Origin of the sequence: Actinoplanes sp. NPDC024001 (genome assembly GCF_040638955.1) — a bacterium.
Classification (GTDB): Bacteria; Actinomycetota; Actinomycetes; order Mycobacteriales; family Micromonosporaceae; genus Actinoplanes.
This window is the reverse complement of the sequence record NZ_JBEZZB010000020.1, coordinates 27,993-37,143: the sequence shown is the minus strand read 5'-3', so window position 1 is coordinate 37,143 and position 9,151 is coordinate 27,993. Positions and strand designations below refer to the sequence as shown.

The 9,151-nt window shown below is 72.6% G+C and carries 7 protein-coding genes; 3 read left to right on the top strand and 4 right to left on the bottom strand.

What is annotated here, in order from left to right; genetic code table 11:
- Positions 1-24: 24 nt before the first annotated feature.
- Together AB0F81_RS10595 and AB0F81_RS10590 are read left to right on the top strand one after the other, a co-directional pair.
- Positions 25-576 carry a hypothetical protein gene (locus AB0F81_RS10595; RefSeq protein ID WP_360194247.1) on the top strand — a complete coding sequence of 184 codons (552 nt, stop codon included), beginning with the start codon at positions 25-27 and terminating at the stop codon, positions 574-576.
- A 73-nt stretch (positions 577-649) separates the two neighbouring features.
- Positions 650-1,111: a MarR family transcriptional regulator gene (locus AB0F81_RS10590; protein WP_360194244.1), complete on the top strand. Its 462-nt coding sequence runs from the start codon at positions 650-652 to the stop codon at positions 1,109-1,111.
- A 16-nt stretch (positions 1,112-1,127) separates the two neighbouring features.
- On the opposite strand, the gene poxB is transcribed toward AB0F81_RS10590, so the two are convergent.
- The gene (gene poxB, locus AB0F81_RS10585; protein WP_360194242.1) at positions 1,128-2,861 is read right to left on the bottom strand and encodes a ubiquinone-dependent pyruvate dehydrogenase; all 1,734 of its coding nucleotides are present in this window, start codon (positions 2,859-2,861) and stop codon (positions 1,128-1,130) included.
- Positions 2,862-3,109: 248 nt separating this feature from the next.
- Here poxB and fxsT point away from each other — a divergent pair, with 248 nt between their 5' ends.
- A complete protein-coding gene (gene fxsT / locus AB0F81_RS10580) occupies positions 3,110-6,268 on the top strand; it encodes an FxSxx-COOH system tetratricopeptide repeat protein (RefSeq protein ID WP_360194239.1) in 3,159 nt (1,052 codons plus the stop codon).
- On the opposite strand, the gene AB0F81_RS10575 is transcribed toward fxsT, so the two are convergent.
- The 3 genes from AB0F81_RS10575 to fxsA are packed head-to-tail and all read right to left on the bottom strand — an operon-like array spanning position 6,265 to position 9,004.
- A complete protein-coding gene (locus tag AB0F81_RS10575; protein ID WP_360194236.1) occupies positions 6,265-7,569 on the bottom strand; it encodes an HEXXH motif domain-containing protein in 1,305 nt (434 codons plus the stop codon). The two genes, fxsT and AB0F81_RS10575, sit on opposite strands and share 4 nt — an antisense overlap.
- 11 nt (positions 7,570-7,580) lie before the next feature.
- The gene (locus AB0F81_RS10570) at positions 7,581-8,810 is read right to left on the bottom strand and encodes an FxsB family cyclophane-forming radical SAM/SPASM peptide maturase (protein ID WP_360194233.1); all 1,230 of its coding nucleotides are present in this window, start codon (positions 8,808-8,810) and stop codon (positions 7,581-7,583) included.
- Positions 8,807-9,004 (bottom strand): FxSxx-COOH cyclophane-containing RiPP peptide, encoded by a 198-nt coding sequence (gene fxsA / locus AB0F81_RS10565; protein ID WP_360194231.1) that lies wholly within the window; start codon positions 9,002-9,004, stop codon positions 8,807-8,809. Before fxsA ends, AB0F81_RS10570 begins: the two co-directional genes overlap by 4 nt.
- Positions 9,005-9,151: the final 147 nt, after the last annotated feature.

Genomic DNA, 9,151 nt, shown 5'->3' with positions numbered 1-9,151 from the left:
CCGGTGTCCACATAGCCTGCCCCGATGTCCCAACAGGTGCGCTCGCGTCCCATCCGGCGAGCACCCGTGCAGCAGCCCGGGTTCCGGCCGTCCCGGCGGCTCGTCATCGGCGCCGGCGCCGGCGCGGCACTCGTCGTCGCGGGTGTGGTCACGTGGGCGCTGTGGCCGGAGCCGCCGCGCCAGCGGGAGTATCTCGACGCCACCGCCTGCCTGCTCACCGACGAGAAGGGGATCGCCGCCGACCCCGCGAAGCCGGTGTGGACGGCGATGCAGGACGCCTCGGTGACCAGCCTGGTGAAGGTGCAGCACCTGCAGGTCGACGGCCCGCAGACGGCCGAGAACGCCACGACCTATCTGGCCTCGCTGGCCAACAGCCGGTGCAACGTGGTGATCGCCGTCGGCGAGGCCCAGATCGCCTCGGTCGCCAAGAACGCCGCCACCTATCCGGGCGTGCAGTTCCTGACCGTCGGCGGCGGGTCGGCCGCCGCCAACGTGCAGGTGATCGACTCTTCGGCCGGCGCGCTCAAGCCCGCCCTGGAGGACCGGCTCGACGCCCTCGCCGACGACGCGTCCTGACCGCGACCCGCGGAGTTCCCCGGCCGTTCGTGGCATCATGTCATTGACATGTCAGCCATAGGAGGTGGCCACCATGGCCGGCCAGCGGAACCTCCCCACCCGTGACGAACTGCGCACCTGGCGCGAGTTCGTGGAGACCACCGAGGCGCTGCGCGGCCATCTCACCGCACGCCTGCAGAGGGACACCGGGCTGTCCCCCGGCGACTACGCCGTGCTTCTCGCCCTCAGCGAGGCCCCCGGCACCCGGTTGCGCTCGTCCGAGCTGGCCACGCTCATCGGCTGGGAGCGCAGCCGGCTGTCCCACCACCTCGCCCGGATGGAGCGCCGGCAGCTCATCCGGCGCGAGGAGTGCGCCACCGACAACCGGGGCGCCGAGGTCGTGCTGAGCGAGACCGGCGCCGAGGCCTTCCGGGCGGCGACCGTCCCGCACCTGCGTGCCATCCGGGAGCTGTTCGTCGACGCGCTCACCCCGGAGCAGCTGACCGCCGCCGGGGAGATCGCCGCGGCCCTGCGGGCACATCTGCCGGACCGGTGAGCGGATCCGGCAAGGCCTACTCCAGGGCCAGCTGACGCAGGTTGGCGCCGGCCACGTCGATCACGTCGTCGCCGGCGCCGCCCAGGACCGACCGGGTGCCCCACAGCGTGAAGCCCTTCACCTGCTCCAGGCTGACCCGCGGCGGGATCGCCAGCTCGTGCCGGACGGTGACGACGTCGACCACGGCCGGGCCGTCGTGGGCGAACGCCTTCTCCAGGGCCGCGTCGAGTTCGCCCGCGTGCTCCACCCGTACCCCGAAGAGGCCGACCGCCCGGGCGACCTCGGCGAAGTCGGGGTTGGTCAGCTCGGTGCCGTAGTTGACGAAGCCGTCGGCCTTCATCTCGAGCTCGACGAAGGCGAGCGCGTCGTTGTTGAGCACCACGACCTTCACCGGCAGCCGCTGCTGGCGCAGGGTGAGCAGCTCACCGAGCAGCATCGCCAGGCCGCCGTCGCCGGAGAGGGTGACCACCTGTCGCCGCGGCTGTGCCGCCTGCACGCCGATGGCCTGCGGCAGCGCGTTCGCCATCGTCCCGTGGTTGAACGAGCCGATCAGCCGGCGGCTGCCGTTCATCGACAGGTAGCGGGCCGCCCACAGGGTGGGTGTGCCGACGTCCGGCAGGAAGACGGCGTCGCGGGCGGCGAGCCGGTCGACCGCGGCGGCCACGGCCTGCGGATGCACCGCCCCGTGGCCGTGGCCGGCCCGGGCCAGCGAGTCGAACCGGGCCCGGGTACGCCGGTAGTGCGCCCGCATCGTGCTCAGGTGCTCGTCACCCCGGCCACCGGTGAGCCGGGGCAGCAGCGCGGTCACGGTCTCCCTCACCCCGCCGACCAGCGGGGCGTCCACCGGGACCCGCCGGCCGATGCGCTCGCCGCGGATGTCGACCTGCACGACCCTGGCCCGCTCCGGGTAGAAGGCCCGGTACGGGAAGTCGGTGCCGAGCATCAGCAGCGCGTCGCAGTGCTCCATCGCCCGGTATCCGGACGGGAAACCGAGCAGTCCGGTCATCCCGACGTCGTACGGGTTGTCGTACTCGACGAACTCCTTGCCGCGCAGCGCGTGCACGACCGGCGCCCGGAGCCGTTCCGCGATCGCCAGCAGCTCGTCGTGCGCGCCCTCGCAGCCGGCGCCGGCCAGGATGGTGACGCGCCCGGCGCCGTTGAGGATCTCGGCGGCGGCCGCCAGGTCGGCGTCGCCCGGCACCCGTGCCGACACCGCGGGCCGGATGGCGTGCACCCGGGTCCCGGACGGCGCCCGGTCCCGGAACAGCTCGCCCGGGACGACGATCACGGCGACGCCGCGGCGCTCGATCGCGCTGCGCATGGCGATCTCCAGCACCCGGGGCAGCTGCTCGGCGGTGCTGACCAGTTCGCTGTAGACACTGCACTCACGGAACAGGTCCTGCGGGTGGGTCTCCTGGAAGTAGCCGGTGCCGATCTCCGCGCGCGGGATGTGCGCGGCGATCGCCAGCACCGGCACCCCGCTGCGCTGGGCGTCGAACAGGCCGTTGATCAGGTGCAGATTGCCCGGCCCGCAGCTGGCGGCACACACCGCCAGCTCCCCGGTGACGGCGGCCTCACCGGCCGCGGCGAACGCCGCCGCCTCCTCGTGCCGCACGTGCTGCCAGCTCACCTCACCGTCGCGGCGCAGCGCGTCGGTCAGGCCGTTGAGCGAGTCACCGGGCAGACCGTGGACCCGGCGGACGCCGGAGGCCTTCAGCGTGGCGACCATGACGTCAGCGACGGTCATCATCACATGTCCCTTCTGAATGTGAGATCACCGTCGCGCGCCTGGGCGCGGCACCGCGCCCGTGGAACACACGGGCACCGGGCACCGGGGTCACACCGGTGCGAATACCGGCGTGCCACCTTCGCCATCCAGCGATTCCGGCGATTCCGGCCCGTAGGCTGCTTGGATATCCTTCCCTTTCAGGGTGCTGCCGCGCGTCGGAATGGATAACCGTGTCAGAAGCGCGATTTAGTCAAAGCCAGCTCGACGGTTTGATCGATTCGCTGCTCCAGGTTCCCGGCCTGGCCGACCGCACCGCGCGGGACGCCCGGGTGCGCGAGCTGCGCGGCGCCCTCAAGCGCCCCTTCGATCCACCCCGGCACGACGCCGTCAACGGCGACCTGGCCGCGATCGTCACCGCCTCGGCCGCCGTCTCGGGTGGGCTGCGCACGCTGGCGCGGGTGGTCCACCAGCACCATCCGGGCGAGGCGTCGTCGCGGTTCGTGGAGCTGGCCGACGACGTCGTCGGCCCGGTCCTGCTCGCCCAGCCGGACCGGGACCGGCTGCGCGACATCCTCACCGAGATCTCGATCGTGGACATCGCCGACGCGGTCAACGTCGTCGGCGACGTGCCCGAGCTGCGCACCCTGCAGATCTGGCGGGACATCCCGGCAGCGATCCGGGCGATGGAGCGGCTGCCGCTGTCCGAGGCCGGCACGCCGCCGCTGCTCGCCTTCGTGGACCGGCTGGCCGAGATCGAGACCGGCCCGGAGCAGAACCTGCTGCGCGACTGGATGTCCACGGTCTCCGGCGGCATCGTCATCGGCAGCAGCCGGCCGGCCCGGGTGGTGCCGTTCACCGTCGGCGCCGGCCGGATCCGCGGGCGGCGGGCCGACGAGCAGGGCCTGATCTGGAGCGGCGTGCCGATCCGCAACCGCAACTTCACCGGCCGGGTGGCGCTGCTGGACCGGCTCGCCGAGGCGTTGCGGACCAGTTCCACCACGTCCGTGCTGCCGCAGACGTTGCAGGGCCTCGGCGGTGTCGGCAAGACCCAGCTGGTCATCGAGTTCGTCTACCGCCACCTGGATCAATACGATCTGGTCTGGTGGATCCCGGCCGAGCAGACCGCCGCCGTGCTCACCTCCCTCGCGCAGCTGGCCGAGCGGCTCGGGGTGCCGTCCACCGAGGACCGGCAGGAGACCGCCCGGGCCGTGCTGGACACGCTGGCCGGCAGCGACCTGGACTGGCTGCTCGTCTACGACAACGCCGACGACCCGGCGACCCTGCAGCACCTGGTGCCCTCCACCGGCGGCCACGTCATCGTGACCACCCGGATCCAGGAGTGGAGCAAGGTCGGCGCCGCGATCGAGGTGGACGTCTTCAAGCGCGAGGAGAGCATCGAGCTGCTCGCCAACCGCAGCAAGGACGTGCACGGCAACCCGCGGATCTCCGCGCAGGAGGCGGACGAGCTGGCCGAGCGGCTCGGCGACCTGCCGCTGGCGCTGGAGCAGGCCGTCGCGTGGTACCTGGCGACCGCGATGCCGGTCCGGGAGTACATCGACCTGCTCGACAGCCACACCCGGGAACTGCTCGACGAGGGCAAACCCGCCAACTACCCGTTCACGGTGGCCGCGTTCGTGGCGCTGGCCGTGGAGAAACTGCGGGCCTCGGCCGAGGCGACCGCGCAGCTGTTCGCGCTCTTCGCCTACCTCGGCGGCGAGCCGATCCCACTGTCGCTGCTGCGGCACGGCAGCAAGGCCGCGGTCACCGAACCGCTGCGCAGCATCCTGGCCGCCTCCATCCCGATGAACCGGACGGTGCGCGACCTGAGCCGCTACGGCCTGGCCAAGGTCGACCCGCTGCAGCGCATCCAGGTGCACCGGCTCGTCCAGCGGGTGCTGCGGGACACGCTGAGCCCGGAGCAGAGCGCGGAGACGCTGCTCAACGTGCAGCATCTGCTCGCCGCCGCCAACCCCGGCGACCCGGACGAGCACGGCGAGTGGGAACGCCAGCGCGACATGGGCCCGCACATCGAGCCGGCCCGGCTGATCGACTCCCGGACGTACGCGTCCCGGCAGGCCGTGCTGGACCACTCCCGCTACCTGTACCTCAGCGGCGACTACGAGAACAGCCGTTACCTGGCCGAGCTGGCCGCACAGCACTGGGCCGCGGTCACCGGCGACGACCACCTCGGCCCGGACGGCGAGCAGACGCTGATGGCGCAGGCCCAGCTCGCCAACGCCACCCGTACCCTCGGCGACAGCCGCGCCGCCAAGAAACTGATGGACGAGACCTATCCGCGGTTCCGCACCAATCCGCTGCTCGGTCCCCGGCACGAGTTCACATTGATCACCGGCAATCAGGTCGGCCTGGATCTGCGCATCGCCGGGCGCTATCAGGAAGCATTCGAGTTCGACATGGAGAACGTCGAACTGCACCGGCAGGTTTTCGGCGCGGGCGAGACCTATACGTTGCGCGCCGAGGCCAATCTGGCGGTCGACTACCGGATGATCGGGCGTTTCCTCGAAGCCCAGGCCCTGGACCAGCAGATCGCCGCGCACTGGGCGGACGTCGGCGCCACCGACCCCCGCGCGCTGTACGCCTACATGAACCTGGCCCGCAGTGAGTACGGCCTGGGCGCCTACACCGCGGCGCTGGACCGGATGGAGAACTGGCGCTCGGTGCTGCAGGAGCTGCAGGGTCCCGGCCACAGCCAGGTGCTGCTGGCCGGCCGGACGTACGCGATCACCCTGCGCAAGGCCGGCCGGCTGGCCGAGGCGGCCGAGGTGATGCGCGAGATCCGCGACCGCACCGAGAAACGGTTCACCCCGGACCACGAGTTCGCGGTGGCGGCGACGATGAGCTACGCGAACGTGCTGCGGGAGGTCGGCGAGGCGGAGGAGGCGCTGCGCCACATCATCGACGCGCTCGGCCGCTACCGGAACAACTTCGGCGACGCCCACCCGCTGACCCTGGTCGCCCACGTCAACGAGGCGATCACCCGCCGGGCGCTGGGCCAGCTCAGCGAGGCACGCCGGCTCGACACCGACAGCTTCGAGCAGCTGGGGCAGGTGCTCGGCGCGGACCATCCGTACACGATCTGCGCCGGGGTCTCGCTCGCCACCGACCACGCCCGGGCCGGCGAGCACGAGCGGGCGCTGCAGCTGTCCCGGGCGATGCTGGAGCTCAGCCGCGAGGCCGACCGGGGCGCCACCGCGGCCCGCGACGGCGCCGAGCATCCCTACGTGCTGATGCGGGCGGTCAACCTGTCGCACGACCTGCGCGCGACGGGCTCGGCCGAGGCGGCCGAGTCGCTGCTGCAGAACTCGCTGGCCAGCCTGCGCCGGGCGCTCGGCAGCGGCCACCCCGAGGTGGTGCTGGCCGAGCAGGGCCACCGGCTGGAGGGCGACATCGAGCCGCCCCCCACCTAGACCGCCGCGCCCGCCCGGTTGCGGTCCAGCCAGCCCTGGTGGATGTGCCGCAGCTCGTCCTCGGCGGCGCGCACGACGCCGGGCGCGGCCGGTTCGGCGAGCAGCGCGTCGGTGGTGCGGCGCAGCTCGGCGACCAGCCGTACGCCGTCGGCGGTCAGCGCGCCGGACTCCTCGATCGAGGTCAGGCCGCGGTCGACCTGCAGGCGGGACTCCACGAACTTGCGCTCGGCGAGGGTTTCCAGGCCCGGTGCGGCACGCAGCGCGCGCCAGGTGTCGGTGACGCCCACGAAGGCGTAGACGCCCTGCATCAGCCCGGCCAGCGGCCGCGGGTCGAGGCGCCACGGCGCGAAGTAGCGGCCCTCGTCGCGCGGGTCGGTCAGCGCGGTGAGATCGAGCAGCGCGCTCAGCTTGGAGTGCTGGAACTCGTGGACGAGCGTCACCGCGAACTCCGCCGCCGACGGCGGCCGGGTCAGGCCGAACACGCCGAAGGCGTGCCTGATGGTCGCGCTGCGAGCGGTCCGGGCATTTTCCTGTACGAGGGGAACGAGCGTCCGCAGCCCGGCACCGAGTTCGGCCGCCCGCTCCGGGGCCAGGTCCGCGAGCAGTGCCCAGGCCTCGGCGAACTCGTCCTGCCAGAGCGCCACCTCGCCGTCGGGCAGCCGGTTGGCGGGCGGGGCGTGGTGCCCGTGCCGGTACGGGTGCACGTCGTCGAGCCCGAGGTCGATGCTCAGCCCGGCCGCGTCGCCGCGCAGGATTCGCACCGGCTGCCAGCCCGCACCGTCGCCGGGCACCACGGTCGCCCGCTCGCCGTGCGGCGTGCGCATGCGTACCCGAATGTGTCCCGCTTCGGCGAAGGCCCGCGCCGCGGTGGCCTCCGGCGCCTCGATCGCGCCCAGGCCCGGCAGGACGATCTTCCCGTCGTGCACCGGCACGTCGGCGGCCGCGTCCAGGCCGGCCGCCGCGCAGGCCACCACGGCGAGGGCGCCCAGGTGCAGGAACTCGGCCGGCGCCGCCCCACCGTGCTCGACCGCCCGGGTGGCGATGCCGGACCAGGAACCGACCAGCGGCGCGCCGATCACGTCGCGGAACCGCTCCGGCGCGGCCTGGCGCGCCCGCTCCAGGGCGCGGGTGGTCTCCTCGCGCCCGGGCAGGCCGGCCGGCCAGCTGTCCAGCAGGTGCCCGATGAGCAGCAGGTGCTTGCTGACCTGGGCGGCCCGGAGCGCCTCGATGGCCTCGGGCCCGCCGCCGCCGGTCGCCAGCGCGGTGAACAGCGCCGGCGGGAGGCTGTGGTAGCTGGTCATGTCGCTCCCGGTCAGGACACCAGCCGGCGGACGTCGGCCGCCAGGCGGGTGTGCACGTGGTTGATGAGTTTCGCCAGGTCGGCGCAGTAGACCGAGGGGTTGTGGAAGCCCTCGCCGCGGCGGTATCGGTGGGCGTAGTGGCCGGCGCCGCAGACCTGGTGCAGCGGGCACCGCAGGCAGGTCGGCGACAGGGCGCGCACCCCGATCTGCCGGGCGATCATGCCGGGGTCGGCCAGGACGGCGTCGAAGTCGTCGTGCCACACGTCCAGGCCGGTGGCGCAGGCGCCCTCGTACGCCGACTTGAGGGCGTCGACCTGCTCGTAGCTGCCGTCCGACTCGACCACGAGCATCCCGGACGGGCTGAGCCCGACCTGCTCGCTGCTGCTGCCGGCGCCGAACACCAGCCGCATGACGTCCTCGAAGAGGCGGATCTGCACGTCCGGCGCGGGGTCGGCGGTGTACCAGTGGTCGAACACCGCGATGAGCCAGTCGGCGTAGGCCGTCTCGTTGCCCCCGGGCCGGGCCGGCGGCTGGTCCCAGTTCGCGTGCGGCAGCAGGAAGTCGATGGCCGGCGGCTCGAACTTGAGCAGCTGCTCGTAACAGGCGATCGGGTCGGTGCCGGGGGCGACGGTGCACAGGATGCCGCCGTAGACCCGCCGGTTCTCCGGCCGGCCCAGCAGCTCCAGCGCGGCGGCCACGGCGGCGAAACTGCCGCGGCCGCTGCGGGTGCGCCGGTGCCGGTCGTGGTCGGCCTGCACCCCGTCGACGCTGACACCGACCCGGATGCGGTGCCGGTGCAGCATGTCGATCGTGGGCAGGTCGAGCCGTACGCCGTTGGTCTGCATCACGATGTCGGCCCGGCAGGTGTCCGGCAGCGTGGTGTGCACGGCGGCGGCCAGCTCGGCGAGCCGCTCCCGGCCGAACAGCAGCGGTTCGCCGCCGTGCAGGACGACCCGCACGCTGCGCAGCTCGTGGCGGCGGGCGTGCTCGGCGAGGCGGTCGAGCGCGAGCCGCCACACCTGATCCGGCATGGCGGCGGGCCGGGTCTTCCAGCTCTGGTCCGCCAGCTCGTACACGTAGCAGTAGTCGCAGGCGAGGTTGCAGCGCTGATGGACCTTCAGGACCACCTCACGCAGCGCGGTGGGCTGCCAGCCGGCGGCGCGCAGCGCCGCGACGTCAAGCGTGGCGTACGGCCAGGGTGCCGCCGCCCGTTGAGCGGCGCGCACCGTGTCAGAAGTCATCCGTCCGCGACGACCGACTGGAATGCTGAGATCACGCCGTTGGGGTCGTCGATGCTGGCGATCACTTGACGCAGGGAGCGGGCCAGGACGTCGGAGGCGGCCGCGTTGATCGCGGCGAGGGGCAGCTCGGAAACGTCGATCAGTGGGATCGACAAAGGATCAGCGCCCTGGTCGGGGAGGGATGCGGTGTCCACGAAGTATCCTTCCCGCCGCGCTCCCGCCGGCGGGACGACCGTAGACGCGACGTCAATTTGTCCGACTTAACCCAAATATGCAAATGGTGTAGGTCACACAGCATGCACTACCCCGTGGGGAGGCTAACGGCAAATAGCGATCGCGTC

Bases quoted from the DNA above. Each gene is read 5' to 3' on its own strand.
- AB0F81_RS10595 (WP_360194247.1), top strand. From the start codon at position 25: ATGTCCCAACAGGTGCGCTCGCGTCCCATCCGGCGAGCACCCGTGCAG.
- AB0F81_RS10590 (WP_360194244.1), top strand. From the start codon at position 650: ATGGCCGGCCAGCGGAACCTCCCCACCCGTGACGAACTGCGCACCTGG.
- poxB (WP_360194242.1), bottom strand. From the start codon at position 2,861: ATGATGACCGTCGCTGACGTCATGGTCGCCACGCTGAAGGCCTCCGGC.
- AB0F81_RS10575 (WP_360194236.1), bottom strand. From the start codon at position 7,569: ATGACCAGCTACCACAGCCTCCCGCCGGCGCTGTTCACCGCGCTGGCG.
- AB0F81_RS10570 (WP_360194233.1), bottom strand. From the start codon at position 8,810: ATGACTTCTGACACGGTGCGCGCCGCTCAACGGGCGGCGGCACCCTGG.